The 16,102-nt window shown below is 65.8% G+C and carries 13 protein-coding genes and 3 tRNA genes; 6 read left to right on the plus strand and 10 right to left on the minus strand.

Annotated elements, in window-relative coordinates; genetic code table 11:
* Window positions 1-9: 9 nt before the first annotated feature.
* The 5 genes from DFO50_RS04830 to uvrC form a co-directional block, all read right to left on the minus strand.
* A tRNA-Gly gene (locus tag DFO50_RS04830) sits at window positions 10-85 on the minus strand.
* A gap of 19 nt (window positions 86-104) precedes the next feature.
* Window positions 105-180, minus strand: a tRNA-Gly gene (locus DFO50_RS04835).
* A gap of 31 nt (window positions 181-211) precedes the next feature.
* A tRNA-Gly gene (locus tag DFO50_RS04840) sits at window positions 212-287 on the minus strand.
* An 81-nt stretch (window positions 288-368) separates the two neighbouring features.
* Window positions 369-950 (minus strand): CDP-diacylglycerol--glycerol-3-phosphate 3-phosphatidyltransferase, encoded by a 582-nt coding sequence (gene pgsA, locus DFO50_RS04845; RefSeq protein WP_028497711.1) that lies wholly within the window; start codon window positions 948-950, stop codon window positions 369-371.
* 30 nt (window positions 951-980) lie between these two features.
* Window positions 981-2,777, minus strand: coding sequence for an excinuclease ABC subunit UvrC (gene uvrC / locus DFO50_RS04850; protein ID WP_028497710.1), 1,797 nt, complete (start codon window positions 2,775-2,777; stop codon window positions 981-983).
* 114 nt (window positions 2,778-2,891) lie between these two features.
* Between uvrC and guaB the strand changes: the two genes are divergently transcribed.
* Window positions 2,892-4,352, plus strand: coding sequence for an IMP dehydrogenase (guaB, locus tag DFO50_RS04855; protein ID WP_028497709.1), 1,461 nt, complete (start codon window positions 2,892-2,894; stop codon window positions 4,350-4,352).
* A 91-nt stretch (window positions 4,353-4,443) separates the two neighbouring features.
* Here the strand turns inward: guaB and astE are convergent, their stop codons facing one another.
* From astE to DFO50_RS04870, 3 genes are all read right to left on the minus strand, one after another.
* Window positions 4,444-5,448, minus strand: a complete 1,005-nt coding sequence (gene astE, locus DFO50_RS04860; protein WP_112692143.1) for a succinylglutamate desuccinylase — start codon at window positions 5,446-5,448, stop codon at window positions 4,444-4,446.
* A gap of 123 nt (window positions 5,449-5,571) precedes the next feature.
* Window positions 5,572-6,450 carry a hypothetical protein gene (locus tag DFO50_RS04865; RefSeq protein WP_051528595.1) on the minus strand — a complete coding sequence of 293 codons (879 nt, stop codon included), beginning with the start codon at window positions 6,448-6,450 and terminating at the stop codon, window positions 5,572-5,574.
* Window positions 6,451-6,582: 132 nt separating this feature from the next.
* Entirely contained in the window at window positions 6,583-7,764 is a 1,182-nt protein-coding gene (locus DFO50_RS04870) for an NAD(P)/FAD-dependent oxidoreductase (protein ID WP_233495188.1), read from the minus strand.
* A 193-nt stretch (window positions 7,765-7,957) separates the two neighbouring features.
* Between DFO50_RS04870 and DFO50_RS04875 the strand changes: the two genes are divergently transcribed.
* The 5 genes from DFO50_RS04875 to DFO50_RS04895 all read left to right on the plus strand — a co-directional run bounded on the left by DFO50_RS04875 (window position 7,958) and on the right by DFO50_RS04895 (window position 13,972).
* Window positions 7,958-8,932, plus strand: coding sequence for an ABC transporter substrate-binding protein (locus DFO50_RS04875; protein WP_036384695.1), 975 nt, complete (start codon window positions 7,958-7,960; stop codon window positions 8,930-8,932).
* A 110-nt stretch (window positions 8,933-9,042) separates the two neighbouring features.
* A complete protein-coding gene (locus DFO50_RS04880; protein ID WP_028497706.1) occupies window positions 9,043-9,861 on the plus strand; it encodes an ABC transporter permease in 819 nt (272 codons plus the stop codon).
* 52 nt (window positions 9,862-9,913) lie between these two features.
* Window positions 9,914-10,708, plus strand: coding sequence for an ABC transporter ATP-binding protein (locus DFO50_RS04885; protein ID WP_199489745.1), 795 nt, complete (start codon window positions 9,914-9,916; stop codon window positions 10,706-10,708).
* 97 nt (window positions 10,709-10,805) lie between these two features.
* Window positions 10,806-12,632 (plus strand): ATP-binding protein, encoded by a 1,827-nt coding sequence (locus DFO50_RS04890; RefSeq protein ID WP_158537401.1) that lies wholly within the window; start codon window positions 10,806-10,808, stop codon window positions 12,630-12,632.
* Window positions 12,629-13,972 (plus strand): sigma-54 dependent transcriptional regulator, encoded by a 1,344-nt coding sequence (locus DFO50_RS04895; protein ID WP_107889417.1) that lies wholly within the window; start codon window positions 12,629-12,631, stop codon window positions 13,970-13,972. Before DFO50_RS04890 ends, DFO50_RS04895 begins: the two co-directional genes overlap by 4 nt.
* Before the next feature lie 2 nt (window positions 13,973-13,974).
* Here DFO50_RS04895 and DFO50_RS04900 read toward each other — a convergent pair whose 3' ends face one another.
* The gene (locus DFO50_RS04900) at window positions 13,975-15,270 is read right to left on the minus strand and encodes an EAL domain-containing protein (protein WP_112692145.1); all 1,296 of its coding nucleotides are present in this window, start codon (window positions 15,268-15,270) and stop codon (window positions 13,975-13,977) included.
* Between the two features lie 170 nt (window positions 15,271-15,440).
* The gene (locus tag DFO50_RS04905) at window positions 15,441-16,085 is read right to left on the minus strand and encodes a response regulator (RefSeq protein WP_158537402.1); all 645 of its coding nucleotides are present in this window, start codon (window positions 16,083-16,085) and stop codon (window positions 15,441-15,443) included.
* Between the last annotated feature and the right edge of the window lie 17 nt (window positions 16,086-16,102).

The raw sequence follows: 16,102 nt of genomic DNA on the forward strand, positions 1-16,102 counted from the left end.
GGATAAAACTGGAGCGGGAAACGAGGCTCGAACTCGCGACCTCAACCTTGGCAAGGTTGCGCTCTACCAACTGAGCTATTCCCGCTTGGGGGTGAAAATCAGGCTGGAGCGGGAAACGAGGCTCGAACTCGCGACCTCAACCTTGGCAAGGTTGCGCTCTACCAACTGAGCTATTCCCGCATACCGTGATTTTCTGCCGCAAAGAAAGAAGTGGAGCGGGAAACGAGGCTCGAACTCGCGACCTCAACCTTGGCAAGGTTGCGCTCTACCAACTGAGCTATTCCCGCATACTTTCTCTTTGCCTCCCGCGTCGTTGCCGTCGCGAGAGATTGCGAATTATAGGGATTGCCGAATGGCTGTCAACCCCATCAGACGTCGATTTTTTTACCCGACAGCTCGACCGAAGCCATTTTCAGGTAATAAACCATTGACCACAAAGTAAGAATGGCCGCGATCACCATCAGCACATTTCCCAGCAAATTTGTATCGACATACGGAACCAGCGGCGCATCGGACAGCAGCAACAGAATGGCAACCATCTGCGCCGTGGTCTTCAGCTTGCCGACGGTGGCCACGGCGACGCTCTTGCGCTGGCCAAGCTGCGCCATCCACTCGCGCAATGCCGAAATGGTGATCTCGCGACCGATGATGATCATCGCCAGGATGCTGTCGGTCCGTTCAAGGCGCACCAGCAGGATCAGCGCCGCCGCGACGATCAGCTTGTCCGCCACCGGGTCGAGGAAGGCGCCGAATGCCGAGGTCTGCCCCCAGCGCCGGGCGAGAAAACCATCGAGCCAGTCGGTCACCGCAGCGAACGCAAAGATCAGCGCCCCGACCAGATTGGCCGTTTCCACCTGGATCCAGCTTACCGGCAGGTAGAACACCGCCACGAACACCGGGATCAGCGCCACGCGCATCCAGGTCAACAAGATAGGAAAATTAAACGGCATCGCTCGGTCTTCGGTTGTCTTCCGCACGGCTCAATGCAGCGCGGCATGTATTTTTTCCGCCAGCACGCGGTTGATGCCTTCCACCTGGGCGATATCGTCCACGCTCGCCGCCGCCAGCCCCTTCAGGCCGCCGAACCGGGTCAGCAGCCGCTGCCTGCGCTTGGGACCCACGCCGGCAATCTGTTCGAGCGAAGAAACGGTGCGCGCCTTGGCCCGGCGCGCGCGGTGGCCGGTGATGGCGAAGCGGTGCGCTTCGTCTCTTACCGTCTGGATCAGGTGCAGTGCTGGATGGTCTTTCGGCAATTGTATCGCCTTTTGCTCGCGAACCAGTATCAGGGTCTCCAGACCGGGCTTGCGCGCCTCGCCCTTGGCCACGCCGACAATGGGCAGATCGTTCAGGCCCAGCTCGTTGAGCACCTCCAGCGCCACCCCGACCTGGCCCTTGCCGCCGTCGATCAGCAGCACGTCGGGCAGCTTGCCCTCGCCGGCGGCCAGCCGCGCATAGCGCCGGTTCAGCGCATCGCGCATCGCCGCATAGTCATCGCCCGGCGTGATGCCGCTGATGTTGAAATGGCGGTACTCGCCCGGCTGCATCGCGCCCTTGTCATAGACCACGCAGCTGGCCACGGTCGCCTCGCCCATGGTGTGACTGATGTCGAAGCACTCCAGCCGCTCGACATTCTCGTAGCCCAGCGCCTCGCCCAGCGCGGCCAGCCGCGCCTCCTGGGTCGCCTGGCCGGACAGTCGCTGCTCGATCGACAGCCGGGCATTCTTCTCGGCCATATCGAGCCAGACCCGGCGTTCGCCATTCGGGTTCGACACGATGGCCACCCGGTGGCCGGCCAGGCTGGCCAGCGCTTCGGTAACGACGCCGTCGACCGGCTGGTTCACATAGATGACGCCGGGCGCCGGCTGGCGGCCGTAATGCTGCAGCAGGAAAGCCTCGACAATGCCGCGCTCGTCCATCTCGTCGGCGTTGTCGGGGAAAAAGCGCTTGTCCCCCAGATGACGCCCGCCGCGGATCATGACCAGGTTCACGCACGGCATGCCCTGCCACACCACACAGGCAGCGACATCGCAGTCGATCTCGCTCGAATTGCTGCTGACGTACTGGCGCTCCTGCACCCGGGCCAGCGCCTGGATCTGGTCGCGCAGCTCGGCCGCCTTCTCGAACGCCAGCTCGGCACTGGCCGCCACCATGTCCGCCGTCAGCTCGTCGATCAGTTCGCTTTGCCGGCCGGACAGGAAGTCGGACGCGCGGCGCACGTCGGCACGGTAGTCGTCGTCAGAGATCCGCCCGACACAGGGCGCGGTGCAGCGCTTGATCTGGTACAGCAGACAGGGCCGCGAGCGGTTGGCGAACACCGCATCCTCACAGGTTCGCAACTTGAAGACCCGCTGCAGCACATGAATGGCCTCGCGCACCGCCAGGCCATTCGGGTACGGGCCAAAATACTGGTGCTGCCGGTCCAGCGCACCGCGGTAATAGGCCAGTTGCGGATAGGCATGACCGGACAGCATCAGGTACGGATAGGACTTGTCGTCGCGGAACAGGATGTTGTACTTCGGCGTCAGCGACTTGATCAGGTTGTTTTCCAGCACCAGCGCCTCGGCCTCGGAACGGGCCACGGTGGTCTCGATCGACGCGATCTGGCGCACCATCAGCCGGATGCGCGGGCTGAGGTCGGACTTCTGGAAATACTGGCTGACGCGACGCTTCAGGTCGACGGCCTTGCCGACATAAAGCACCTGCGCATCCGCGTCCAGCATGCGGTAAACCCCCGGCAGGTTCGGCAGGGTGGCGAGTACGGGTTTCGGATCGAACATCGGAAAGCAGACAGTAACAATTTGGTGAATCGGGGTTACAACGCGGCAGTCGCCAGATTTTGCCCAACGAATAGCACGCCCGGTATAATGTTTTTTTGCCGCAAAGGAAACACGATGCGCATCGTCCAGAAAGCGTATACGTTCGACGACGTTCTGCTGGTTCCCGCCCACTCCTCCGTTCTTCCGCGTGACGTCAGTCTCGCCACCCAGTTCACCCGCAACATCCGGCTGAATCTTCCGCTCGTGTCCGCCGCCATGGACACCGTGACCGAAGCCCGCCTCGCCATTGCCCTGGCGCAGGAAGGCGGTCTCGGCATCGTGCACAAGAACATGTCGGCACAGAAGCAGGCGGCCGAGGTCGGCAAGGTCAAGCGTCACGAGTCCGGTGTGGTCAAGGACCCGATCATCATCCGTCCGGACATGCTGGTCCGCGACGTCATCAAGCTGTCCCGCGAACACAAGATCTCCGGCCTGCCGGTGATCGAGAACGGCACCGTGGTCGGCATCGTCACCAACCGCGACATCCGTTTCGAGAACCGTCTCGACACGCCGGTTCGTGACATCATGACCCCTCGCGACCGTTTGGTCACGGTCCGTGAAGGCGCCTCGCTTGAAGACGCGCGCGAACTGATGCACGCCCACAAGCTGGAACGCGTGCTGGTCGTCAACGACGCGTTCGAACTGAAGGGCCTGATCACGGTCAAGGACATCATCAAGACCAGCGAAAAACCGCTGGCCTGCAAGGATGACCAGGGCCGTCTGCGCGTCGGCGCCGCTGTCGGCGTGGGTGAAGGCACCGAAGAACGCGTGACGCTGCTGGTCGAAGCCGGCGTCGACGTCGTCGTGGTCGACACCGCCCACGGCCACAGCCAGGGCGTGATCGATCGCGTGCGCTGGGTCAAGCAGAACTTCCCGCACGTCGAAGTCATCGGCGGCAACATCGCCACCGCCTCGGCTGCGCGCGCACTGGCAGACGCCGGCGCCGACGCGGTCAAGGTCGGCATCGGCCCGGGCTCGATCTGCACCACGCGTATCGTCGCCGGTGTCGGCGTGCCGCAGCTGACTGCCGTGTCTAACGTCTGCAAGGAACTCGCCGGCTCCGGCATTCCGCTGATCGCCGACGGCGGCATCCGCTTCTCCGGCGACATCAGCAAGGCCATCGCCGCCGGTGCGAACACCGTCATGCTCGGCGGCCTGCTGGCCGGTACCGAGGAAGCCCCGGGTGAAATCGAACTGTTCCAGGGCCGCTCGTTCAAGAGCTACCGTGGCATGGGTTCGCTCGGAGCCATGCAGCAGGGTTCCAGCGACCGCTACTTCCAGGACAACGAGGCGAATGCCGACAAGCTGGTTCCGGAAGGCATCGAAGGTCGCGTGCCGTACAAGGGTTCGGTCATTGCCGTCATCCATCAGCTGATGGGCGGTCTGCGCTCGTCGATGGGCTATTGTGGCTGCGGGTCGATCGACGACATGCGTACCCGTGCCGAGTTCGTCGAGATCACCTCGGCCGGCATGCGTGAAAGCCACGTCCACGACGTGACCATCACCAAGGAAGCACCCAACTACCACGTGGATTGATGCAGGCGGCCGTTTGCCATGGCAAACGGCCGGTGCCCGCCACGCAAAAGGAGCTGCAGCTGCAGCTCCTTTTTCTTTGGCACAGACCGACTCAGTCCAGCGTTACCGGCTCGACAACGATACCGGCGCGCAGCCCGGGCCTGACAGTCGGGTTCGGGAACAGGATGCGCTCGCCGCCGCCCTCGGCGATCCAGCGTTCCTCGCCGTCCTCGGCAATGACAAAGCCCGCCGCCAGCGGGGTGAAATTTTCCACCGAGTCGGCCAGGTTCAACCGGAACGCTTCGCTGCGCTTGACCAGATCGTACCTGGCGCGGAACAGCGGCAGTGCCGGATCGAAATCGGCCTTGCCATCGTCGGCCCCTCCGAGCAGCGCCCGCAACGCGCGGTCAATGCCGGCAAAACGCGAGAGGTCGTTGTGGCCGAACGGCCGCGCCTTGCCCAGCTCCAGCGTATAGGCATCCACACCGAGCCGATGGCTGGTGAAGTAGCTGAATGTCGCCGCCGGCGCACTGTGCAGCAGCACGGCTTCGATGCCGGCCTGGCCGAGCCAGCCGAGCCGGGCACGCGCGGTCGGGCGCTCGTGCAGATACGGCTGAATGGCGAATTTCTCGAACAGCGAGCCGCGAATCGCCGTATGCAGATCCAGATGCAGCCGCGCGCCATGGCTGGATGAAAAAAAGGTGGTCGCGGTCTGTTCCAGCCGCCGCGCATGCGCAGCCTCGCGCATGTCGGGCTGGGCAGCATGCCGGCCATCGAACAGCCGGTTCAGGTCGTAGTCCAGATAGCGCTCGCCGCTGCGCAGCGCATCGGGGTTGCCGAGCTGCACCCGCGCGCGTCGCGCCAGCGTCAGCCGGCCATGCAGCAGGTCATCGATGATGGCCATCACCACCTCGACCGGTGCCGTTTCATTGCCGTGGATGCCGACCGTCAGCAGTACGTCGGTATTCGATGCGCCGGCCTGCGCCGGCAGCAGGTCGAACACGCCATCGGTCACCATCCGCAGGCTGCCGCCTGCGGCCAGGGCGAGATCGGGTACGGCACGGCCGGCCAGGGCGTCATCGAGCAGGCGGGCGGCGGTATAGTCGGGGGTCTGCATGGCGGCTCTCGGAACGGAAGTCGACCGATTGTAGGCATGGATTGCCGTCGTGACGATGCCGTGACGCGGTTTTGACCGCCCATGGCGGAAATCGCCCGCTCCCCGGCATCGCCGACAGCGGTGCTAGAGGCCGACCGAACGCAACGCCTGCGCCACATGCGAGCGGGTCGGCAGGCCGGTGATGCCGGCCAGCAGCCGGCCGGTTTCCGCCAGCCGGCCCAGATCCACCCCGGTCCTGACCTCCAGCCCGTCGAGCAGATAGACCACATCCTCGCTGGCCAGCGTGCCGGCGCAGCCAGGCAGCCACGGATTCGGCAGCACGCCGCCAGTCGCCGTCTCCACCGTCGTCACCCCGCACTGCAGGCTGGCGAGCAGATTGGCGATGCCCAGCCCGTAACTGTCCATCCAGCGCACGGCCAGTTTCTTTACCGGTACCCGCCGGTCCACGGCCTCGAACACCCGGCGGACCCGGTCCGGCGTCAGGTGACCGGTCAGATCGGACAGCACCACGCTGTCGCAGCCCATCGCATACAGCTCGCCGGCCACTGCCGCTACCGCCAGTGGCGACAGATCGCCCTCGTACGGGCAGCCGAACGCGCCGGCCACGCGGCCGCGCACCTTGAAGCCGGCCTGATTGATGGTGTCGATCGTGCCTGCCAGATGGTCGAGCACGGCAGCCAGGCTGCCGTCCAGATGCCGGCGCGAGAACGTCTCGCTGGCGGTCGCCCGGACCATCAGTTCGCCGGGCCAGTTGGCCGGCAGACGCGGCATGGCCGTCAGCGGGCCACCGCCTTCCGCCAGATAGCGCACGCCCTTGCGTGGCGGCAGCTCGCCCAGCAGCCCGGATTCGGCATCCAGAGCCCCCACGGCCAGCGTCGGCATGCCGGCATCGGTCAGCCGGATGGCGATATCGAGCTGGTGTGGCCGCAGTGCCACCCACGAAGGCAGCACCTCGCTCAGCACCAGATCGACGATATGGACCTGTTTCGGTAGTGTCTGCATGACTCCCTCCGCCCTCGCCGTCCCGAGGGGACCTCGGAAACCCCCGGCATCGCGTGATGACGGCGGCCCACCGGCGGGCTCAGCCCTTCTCTATGTAGCGCCTGAGCCGGGGATTGCCAGTCCGATCCGCAATCAGTCGATATCGAGCGCAACCGGGCGATGCCCGTCCAGCCGGTCCCCCACCTCGCGCGCAATGGCCAGACAGGCCGTCAGGCCGGGCGATTCGATACCGAACAGATTGACCAGCCCGTCCAGCCCGTGGACTTCCGGCCCCTCGATGCAGAAATCGCCGCTCCGGCCATCGAGCTTCGGCCGCACACCGGCATAGGCCGGCATCAGTGCCGTCTCCGGCAGAGCCGGCCACCAGCGGCGGATCGCTTCGGCAAAGGCACCGGCCCGGCCCGGGTCCACCTGGTAATCGGGCTGTTCGACCCACTCGACATCCGGGCCGAAACGCGCCTGCCCGCCCAGATCCAGGGTCAGGTGCACGCCAAGCCCGCCCGGCTCGGGCAGCGGATAGATCAGCCGCTCGAACGGCACCCGCCCGGCGACGGAAAAATAGTTGCCCTTCGCATAGCGGGCACGCGGCACATCGGGCAGGCCCTCGATCATCGCCGCCAGGCCGGCCGCATCCAGCCCGGCCGCATTGACCAGTTGCCGGGTCGCCAGCAGCGACACATTGTCACTGCCTTCCTCCCCGATCTCCAGCCGCAGCACGCCACCGTCGCAGTCGATGCGCCGCACCGGGCTGTGCAGCACCAGCACCGCGCCGGCCGCTTCGGCATCGGCCAGCAGCGACCACATCAGCGCATGGCTGTCGATGATGCCGGTGGACGGCGACGACAGCGCGCCCCGGCAGCGCAGCGACGGTTCCAGCCGGGCCACGCCATCCGCATCCAGCAGGACCAGATCGTCGACGCCACTGGCACGGGCACGCATGGCCATCGACTCCAGCAGCGGCAGCTGGGCATCCTCGGTGGCGATCACGAGTTTGCCCAGCCGGCGGAACGGCACGCCACGTGCCGCGCAATAGCCATAGAGCAGCTCGCGTCCCTCGACGCACAGCCGCGCCTTCCACGAGCCGATCGGGTAATAGATGCCCGCGTGCACAACCTCGCTGCTGCGTGCGCTGATGCCCTGCCCGATCGCTCCGGCCTGCTCCAGCAGCCATACCTCACGCCCGCGCTGTGCCAGCTCGCGGGCCACCGCCAGACCGATGACGCCTGCCCCGATCACGACGGTATCGACGATTTCCTGCATGTCGATCCTTTCATTCCATAGCACGTTTTCGCACGTCAGCGGGCGGAAATCCATCCCGTTTTCCAGCCCGGTGTGCGAATCCCCGCACATACCCCGACAGGAAAATACACCAACACAATGATTTCAATCATGTTTTCTTCAAACCGGAGCTGGCATGCCGTTTGCGTTAACGGAAAGCATGGACGACACGTTCCATACACGCACCGCCCGGGTACGGCGGTGACGAACGAGAACATGAGGAGACACCATGACCCCCCAACGCTATCTGCTGGCCGGCGCACTGACGCTTGCCGCCCTGTCCGCCTCCGCCGCCGACCTGGTCCGCCTCGGCAACCTGAAGTTCGCCCACTACGGTGCGGTGTCCTACATGAAGGAACTGGCACCGAAGTACAACCTGAAAATCGACGAGCGCGTGTTTGCCAAGGGCATCGACATCATTCCTGCCATCGTGGCCGGGGAAATCGACATCGCGGCCAGCGCGGCTGATGGCGCCATCGCCGGCCGTGCGGCCGGCGCACCGATCTACGTAGTCGCCGGTTTCTCCAAGGGCGGCGTGCGCTTCGTGTCGCGCAAGGGCGCCGGCATCCAGACACTGGCGGACCTGAAAGGCAAGAAGGTCGGCGTGGCGCGTGGCGGCACCCAGGAAATGCTGCTGCTGGCCGAACTGGCCAAAGCCGGCCTGAGCTGGTCGGACAAACCGGGCAAGGATGTGCTGGTGCTGTACATGCCGTATGCCGACCTGAACCAGGCGATGCTGGCCGGCAGCATCGATGCGATGAGCCAGTCCGAACCGCAGGCGGCGCAGGCCATCAACAAGGGCTTCGGCGTCGAGCTGCTGAAGCCGTATGACACGCCGATCGGCGAGCCGGTGCGCACGCTGGTCATGACCGAAAAAATGTACAAGGAAAAGCCGGACGTGGCGCTGCGGGTCATGAAGCTGTTCGTCGAGGCCACCAGAACCTTTATCGACAAGCCGCAACTGGCCGAACAGTACGTGCGCCAGACCATGTTCAAGAACCAGATCAGCGCGGAGGACTACAAGGACGCCATGGGCAATGCCCGCTTCAGCTACAGCACCTCGGTCAAGGAGATCCAGACCAATACCGACATGATGAAGCGCTATGGCGTCGGCAAGATGACCCAGCCGCCGAAAGCCGCTGACTGGGTGAAGCTCGATCTGCTGCAAAAGGCGGAAGGCGCGCTGAAGACCGGTTCGAACTGAGCCCGCGGGTGCACCGGCGGCCAGGATGGCGCCGGTGCCGGCCTGACTGATTGCGAACAAAGGCGCGTGTCCCGGCTACGCCGGGAGGCCGCCCGTTGCTGGAGCATGAGATGAAACCCAGATTCAACCGGACCGTTCAGGGTCTGCTTGTCCCGATTGTGCTGCTGGTGCTGTGGGAGGCCGTCGTCCGCGCCGGACTGGTCAACCCGCACCTGCTGCCCGCCCCGTCGCAGGTCGCCGTCAAATGGTGGGAATACCTGCTGCCGACCCAGCCGTTCGAGCCCGAAGCCGGCTCGCGACTGGCATGGTGGTTTTCCGGCGACCTGATCCACGATGCGTTTGCCAGCCTGTACCGGGTACTGATCGGCTTTCTGGTCGGCGCCGGCCTGGCCTTGCCGCTGGGCCTGCTGATGGGCGCCAACGACCGTGTCTATCACTTCTTCAACCCGCTGGTTCAGTTGCTGCGCCCGATCCCGCCGATTGCCTTCATTCCGCTGTCCATTCTCTGGTTCGGCCTCGGCAATCCGCCGGCGTTCTTCCTGATCGCCATCGGCGCGTTCTTCCCGGTGCTGATCAACACGCTGTCCGGGGTGCGCAACGTCGACAGCATCTACCTGCGCGCGGCACGCAACCTCGGCGTCGGCCGCATGACGCTGTTTACCCGGGTCATTCTGCCGGCCGCCACGCCATACATCCTGACCGGCGCGCGCATCGGCATCGGTACCGCCTTCATTGTCGTCATCGTCGCCGAGATGATTGCGGTCAACGACGGCCTCGGCTACCGCATTCTGGAAGCGCGCGAGTACATGTGGTCGGACAAGATCATTGCCGGCATGTTGTCGATCGGCGTGCTCGGACTGGCCATCGACCTCGGCATGACCCGGCTGAACAACCATCTGCTGCGCTGGCATCGCGGGCTGGAAAGCTGACGGCGCGCACCATGCCCGTCATCCCGTCCCCTGCCGCCCCGAAGGAATTTCCATGTCCGACCTGATCCATATCCGCAATGTCGACAAGCGCTTCGCCACTGCCGACAAGGAAGTCGTCGCGCTCGACGACATCAACCTCACCATTCCCGCCGGCCAGTTCGTCTGCCTGCTCGGCCCCTCCGGCTGCGGCAAGTCCACCCTGCTGAACGCCATTGCCGGTTTCTCGCTGCCGAGCAGCGGCGACATCCTGGTCGACGGCCAGCCGGTGCGCGAGCCCGGACCGGACCGGGGCATGGTGTTCCAGGAGTACGCGCTGTTCCCGTGGATGACCGTCGAGCAGAACATCCGCTTCGGCCTGGAAATCAAGCGGCTCGGCCAGCGCGAAATGGCCGAGAAGGTCGACGCGCTGCTGGCAATGCTGAGCCTGTCAGACTTCCGCCACCGCTTCCCGAAAGACCTGTCCGGCGGCATGCGCCAGCGCGTCGCCATTGCCCGCGTACTGGCGCTGGACTCGCCGATCATGCTGATGGACGAGCCCTTCGGCGCACTCGACGCCCTGACCCGGCGCAATCTGCAGGACGAGTTGCTGAAGCTGTGGGCGGAGCTGAAAAAGACCATCATCTTCGTCACCCACAGTATCGAGGAGTCGATCTACCTGGCCGACCGTACCATCGTGCTGACCTACCGGCCCGGCCGGATCAAGCGCGACGTGCAGATCGACATGGAACGACCGCGCGACCCGAGCGCGCCCGGCTTCAATGCGCTGAAGCGGGAACTGGCCGAACTGGTCATGGAAGAGCAGCGTCGCCACCACAACGACGAAATCCACGCCGTCACCAGCGACTGAGACAGCCGACGCCATTGCATGGTATCTAAACGGGACAGCGGGGCGCGCCATGCGCGGGCCCTGCCGTCCCGGCCATCCCGTTTTACGCAGGTTTCCCATGCCGTCTTCCTTCCGCTTTCGCCTGCGCGGCACGCGCTGGCTGGCCGCTGCCGCCATCTGCTGCGCCAGCCTGGTCGCAGCGGTGGTCTATCACGTGGTCTACGCACACGGTCTGGACACGCTGACCCAGCTTGGCCGTCACCGGGCCGAACTGTTCAGTGCCGGGCTGAGAAGCAGCATCGCCCGCTACGACTACCTGCCGACCCTGCTCGCCCTGAACCCGGAAGTGGCGCGCCTGCTGCGCGAACCGCATGATCCGGCCCAGGTCGACCGGCTGAACCGTTATCTGGCACGCATCAATGCCGAGGCCCAGTCGTCGGCGCTGTACGTGATTGCCGCCAACGGCACCACGCTGGCCGCCAGCAACTGGAACCAGCCCAGCAGCTATGTCGGCAGCAACTATGCATTCCGGCCATACTTCCGCGACGCGCTGGCCGGCGGGACCGGCCACTTCTATGCCGTAGGCGCCACCACGCGCGAGCCCGGCTATTTTCTGGCCAAGCCGGTGCGCGACGCCGGCCGCCTGGTCGGTGTGGTCGCGGTCAAGATCGATCTGGCGGCGCTGGAGCGCACCTGGCGGCAGAGCGCCGAAAAGGTCATGGTGTCCGACGACAACGGCATCATCGCGCTGGCAGCCGATCCGGCCTGGAAATTCGCCGCGCTGGACGAACTGGATGCGCGCCAGCGCGCCCGGCTGACCAGCACGCGCCAGTATTACACCTCGCCGCTGCCGCGACTGTCGGTGGTCTGGCACGACGACGATCAACTGGCGCTGGATGGTCACCGCTATCTGGTCAATACCACACCGCTGCCGATACTCGACTGGCGCATGCGCATCCTGCTCGACCTGCAGCCGCTGAAGACCACTGCCGGGCTGGCCGGGCTGGCCAGCGCGCTCGCCTGCTGGGTAGTGATGCTGCTGGTACTCTACGCGCGCCAGCGCACGCGCCGGTTGCGCGAGCGGCTGGCTGCGCGCGATGCGCTGGAACGTACCGTGGCCGAGCGAACCGCCGAGCTGGCCGAGGCCAATGCCCAGCTGACACGCGAGATTGCCGAACGCCGCGACACCGAAGCCAGGCTGCGGGTGACCCAGCACGATCTGGTGCAGACCAGCCGGCTGGCGGCCCTCGGCCAGATGGCTGCCGGGCTGGCCCACGAACTGAACCAGCCACTGGCTGCCCTCGCCACCTATGCCGGCAATACCCGCCAGTTGCTGGCGCGCGGTCAGCGCGATCTGGCCGAAGACAATCTCGACCAGATCGCGGCGCTGGTCGAACGCATGGCCCGGCTGACCTCGCAACTGAAGCTGTATGCGTCACGGCGGCGGGCCGAAGGCAGCGGTGCCGGGACAGCCCGGCCCGACCAGGCGCTGGACCATGTCCGGCACTGGATGGACGCCCGTTTCGCCCGCGCCGGTGCCACACTGATCACGGCGATGCCGCCGCATGCCCCGCTGCTGCCGCTGGAACCCGCCGCTCTCGAGCAGGTGCTGCAGAACCTGCTCGCCAATGCGCTGGATGCCATGCCGCCCGATGCATTGCGCCGCGAAGTCCGGGTCAGCGCCGGCGAGGACGACAGCGGCCGGCGCTGGCTGGAAGTGCGGGACAGCGGCACCGGCATCGCCAGCGAGCTGATCGACCGCATCACCGAACCGTTCTTTTCCACCAAGCCGCTTGGCCAGGGTCTCGGGCTTGGCCTCGCCATCGTGCGCGGGCTGATCGAGGACAGTGGCGGGCGGCTCGGCATCGCCAATGCCGATGACGGCGGCGCCAGCATCATGGCAGTCTGGCCGCCCTCGGCTGCCCCGACAGGAGAACCGGCATGAATGCCACCGCGTCCCCCGACATCCACGTCGTCTACGTCGAAGACGATGCCGCCGTGCGTCGCGCCAGCACCCAGGCTTTCGTGCTGGCCGATCTGCAGGTCCGCGACCTGCCGCGCGCCGAGCCGGCACTGCCACTGCTGACGCCCGACGCCCCGTGCATACTGGTCAGTGACGTGCGCCTGCCCGGCATGAGCGGGCTGGAACTGCTGGAGCGGGTGCGCCAGCAGGCGCCGGACCTGCCGGTGATCCTGGTGACCGGACACGGCGATGTCGGCATGGCGGTCAATGCGATGCGCGCCGGCGCCTATGACTTTATCGAGAAACCCTATTCGCCGGAACGACTGCTCGATGTCGTTCATCGCGCGATCGACCAGCGCCGGCTGACGCTGGAAAACCGGCGCCTGCGCGAGCGGCTGGCGACGCTGGAAGGCATGGATGCGGTCCTGCTCGGCCACAGCCCGGCCATTGAGCGGGTCCGCCACATCGTCGCCAACCTGGCCGACACCGATGCCGATGTGCTGATCCTCGGCGAAACCGGCACCGGCAAGGAACTGGTCGCGCAAAGCCTGCATGACGGCGGTCGCTGGCGTGCCGGCAACTTTGTTGCCATCAACTGCGCGGCGCTGCCGGAAAGCGTGTTCGAGAGCGAGATGTTCGGCGCCGAGCCCGGCGCCTACACCGGCGCCACCCGACGCCGGATCGGCAAGATCGAACACGCCCACCGCGGCACGCTGTTTCTTGACGAGATTGAGGGCATGCCATTGCCGTTGCAGGCCAAATTGCTGCGGGTTCTGCAGCAGCGCTCGGTGGAACGGCTTGGCGCCAACGAGGCCGTGCCGGTCCAGTGCCGGGTGGTGGCCGCCAGCAAGGAAGACCTGGCCGATGCCAGCCGCGACGGCCGCTTCCGCGCCGACCTGTACTACCGGCTGAATGTCGCCACGCTGACCCTGCCGCCACTGCGCGAACGACGCGAGGACATTCCGCTGCTGTTCACCCACTTTCTGCATCAGGCCGCGCGCCGCTTCGAGCGACCGGCACCGGAGCTGTCGCCGGCGCTCAGCGACCGGCTGACGGCCCAGCACTGGCCGGGCAATGTCCGCGAGCTCAAGCATGCAGCCGAGCGCCATGTGCTGGGATTGTGGGAAACCGACCTGCCAGCCGGCGATGACACGCTGTCGTTGCCCTTGCGGGTCGAACGCTTCGAGAGCGCGCTGATCGAGTCGGCGCTGGCCGCCAGTCGCGGTGGCGTCACCGAAGCGGCGGCCGCGCTCGGCATCGCCCGCAAGACGCTGTATGACAAGCTGGCCCGCAACGGCATCGATCCGGCCCGCTTCCGCTGAGCTCAGCACGCACCGGCACGGGTCTGCCGGCAGCGCAGCCAGTCGATAAAGTCGGTTTCGCACATGGCCGGCGCGATGAAATGCCCCTGGACCTCGTCACAGCCCAGCGAACGCACCAGCTGGTAGTCCTCGTCGCGCTCGATGCCCTCGGCCACGGTACGCAGACCGATCCGGTGCGCCAGTTGCTGCACGGCGGTCAGCACCTGGGTCGCCGTCTCGCTGCAGCTGGCGCGGTGGACCAGCGAGCGGTCGATCTTCAATTCATCCAGCGGCAGTTCGGCCAGCAGGTGCAGCGCGTTGTAGCCGGCGCCAAAGTCGTCCAGCGACAGCTGGAAGCCCCGCATGCCAAGGCGGATCAGGTTGTCCAGCGTCGGCCCCATGTGCTGGATGACCGACCATTCGGTCATTTCCAGCACGACACGCTCGGGCTCGATCCGGTACGCGCGGGTCTGGTGCAGGATGCGATCGGCCAGCGCCGGATCCGCCAGCTGCGACCAGCACAGGTTGAAGCTCAGCGTCAGTCCGGCGTCCTGCGATTCCAGCTGGCCCAGCAACTGCAGCGACTGCTCCAGCAGGATGGCACTCATCCGTTCCATCAGGCCATGCAGCTCGATCCCGCTGAGAAAGCAGGCCGTCGGCAGGATGCCCTGCTCGGGGTGGCGCCAGCGCGCCAGCACCTCGAAGCCGAGCGGCCGGCCGGTCAGCGGGTCCGTCTTGGGCTGGTACCACGGCTCGATGGCACGGCTGTCGAGCGCGCGTTCCAGCACGGGGCGGCTGACGAACATGGGTTGTGCTGACGACGGATACGTATTCACCGGCTTGCCTGCCCTCGTACGATCGGTCACCACTTCCTGCAGCAGCCTGTGCAGCTGCTCGGGACGGACCGGTTTGTCCAGCAGCCCTCCGAAAGGGACCTGGTATTGCCGCATCATTTCACGCACGGCCAGCATCAGCCGCGGCGGCAGTGAACAGCTGAGCAGCAGCACCGGCTTGCGCGGCAGCGCGGCCAGCTGCCGGATCAGCTCGACGCCATCCATCTCCGGCAGTTGCAGGTCACAGATCACCACGTCGACGGCCCCGATGCCAAGCCCGTCCTCCGCCAGTCCGTCCAGCCCGCGCAGGATATGGTAGGCATCCCAGCCGCTGCTTGCTGCATAGATCACGCAGGCGCCCAGTGCGCGCAGTGCCTGGCACAGCGCGGTCCGCTGGCTGTCATGCCGCTCGGCGATCAGCACGTTGAGCGGCAGGCACGCCTCGGACAGACAGACCGGCGACGGGGAAAAGGTGTTTCTGGTCATGAGCGGAACCCCGGCAACAAAACGATATGGCGCGTCAACATTGAACACGCCGCAGCAGCTTACCGCCCGGTCCGGAATGACTTGAATCAGCCAAATCCTTTTCTTGGCATCACATAATCCGAGTATATGAAAGCCATCACTTACGTCATCAGAACTTTCTGGTTTTTGTGTCAGCGGGCCCGCTGCATCAGCCCGCTCTGCTCGGCAAATTCGAACAACGCCCGATCGCTGCCCAGCCCCAGCTTGTGAAACGCGGTGACCTTCTGCTGGCTGATGGTCTTGATGCTGCGGTTGCGCAAACCGGCGATCTCGGTCACCGACAGCCCGCGCAGGCACAGCAGCAGCACTTCCCGCTCCCGGCGCGACAGCCGGTCGAGACCGCTTTGCCACCAGGGGGCGCCATCGCCCGATGCCGCGCAGACGGCGCTGCGGACACTTCGGTCGACAAAGGTGCCGCCGGCCGCGACCACGCGCAATGCCAGTGCCAGTTGCCGGCGGGCGATGCATTTAAGCAACAGTCCGTGCACGCCGGTGTCCAGCACCAGCCGCAGCACGGCCGGATTGACCAGCATGGTCAGCACGATGATCTTCAGTGCCGGGTAGCGCCGGCGCAATCCGGCCACCATCGCCACCCCGTCGCCATGATCGCCACCGGGCATCATCAGGTCGGTGACCAGAATGTCCGGCAGTTGCCGTTCCAGCAGCGGCATCAGCGTGGTCGAGCTGTCCGCCTCGCCGCACAGGCTGGCATCGCGCATGCCGGTCACCAGGCTGCCGATGCCCATCCGGACCAGTGCATGGTCGTCGGCAATCATGATGCGGATGGCGTGTC

Origin of the sequence: Microvirgula sp. AG722 (assembly GCF_003269145.1) — a bacterium.
In the GTDB taxonomy this organism is placed as follows: Bacteria; Pseudomonadota; Gammaproteobacteria; order Burkholderiales; family Aquaspirillaceae; genus Microvirgula; species Microvirgula aerodenitrificans.

Bases quoted from the DNA above. Each gene is read 5' to 3' on its own strand.
- pgsA (WP_028497711.1), bottom strand. From the start codon at position 950: ATGCCGTTTAATTTTCCTATCTTGTTGACCTGGATGCGCGTGGCGCTG.
- uvrC (WP_028497710.1), bottom strand. From the start codon at position 2,777: ATGTTCGATCCGAAACCCGTACTCGCCACCCTGCCGAACCTGCCGGGG.
- guaB (WP_028497709.1), top strand. From the start codon at position 2,892: ATGCGCATCGTCCAGAAAGCGTATACGTTCGACGACGTTCTGCTGGTT.
- astE (WP_112692143.1), bottom strand. From the start codon at position 5,448: ATGCAGACCCCCGACTATACCGCCGCCCGCCTGCTCGATGACGCCCTG.
- DFO50_RS04865 (WP_051528595.1), bottom strand. From the start codon at position 6,450: ATGCAGACACTACCGAAACAGGTCCATATCGTCGATCTGGTGCTGAGC.
- DFO50_RS04870 (WP_233495188.1), bottom strand. From the start codon at position 7,764: ATGGATTTCCGCCCGCTGACGTGCGAAAACGTGCTATGGAATGAAAGG.
- DFO50_RS04875 (WP_036384695.1), top strand. From the start codon at position 7,958: ATGACCCCCCAACGCTATCTGCTGGCCGGCGCACTGACGCTTGCCGCC.
- DFO50_RS04880 (WP_028497706.1), top strand. From the start codon at position 9,043: ATGAAACCCAGATTCAACCGGACCGTTCAGGGTCTGCTTGTCCCGATT.
- DFO50_RS04885 (WP_199489745.1), top strand. From the start codon at position 9,914: ATGTCCGACCTGATCCATATCCGCAATGTCGACAAGCGCTTCGCCACT.
- DFO50_RS04890 (WP_158537401.1), top strand. From the start codon at position 10,806: ATGCCGTCTTCCTTCCGCTTTCGCCTGCGCGGCACGCGCTGGCTGGCC.
- DFO50_RS04895 (WP_107889417.1), top strand. From the start codon at position 12,629: ATGAATGCCACCGCGTCCCCCGACATCCACGTCGTCTACGTCGAAGAC.
- DFO50_RS04900 (WP_112692145.1), bottom strand. From the start codon at position 15,270: ATGACCAGAAACACCTTTTCCCCGTCGCCGGTCTGTCTGTCCGAGGCG.
- DFO50_RS04905 (WP_158537402.1), bottom strand. From the start codon at position 16,085: ATGATTGCCGACGACCATGCACTGGTCCGGATGGGCATCGGCAGCCTG.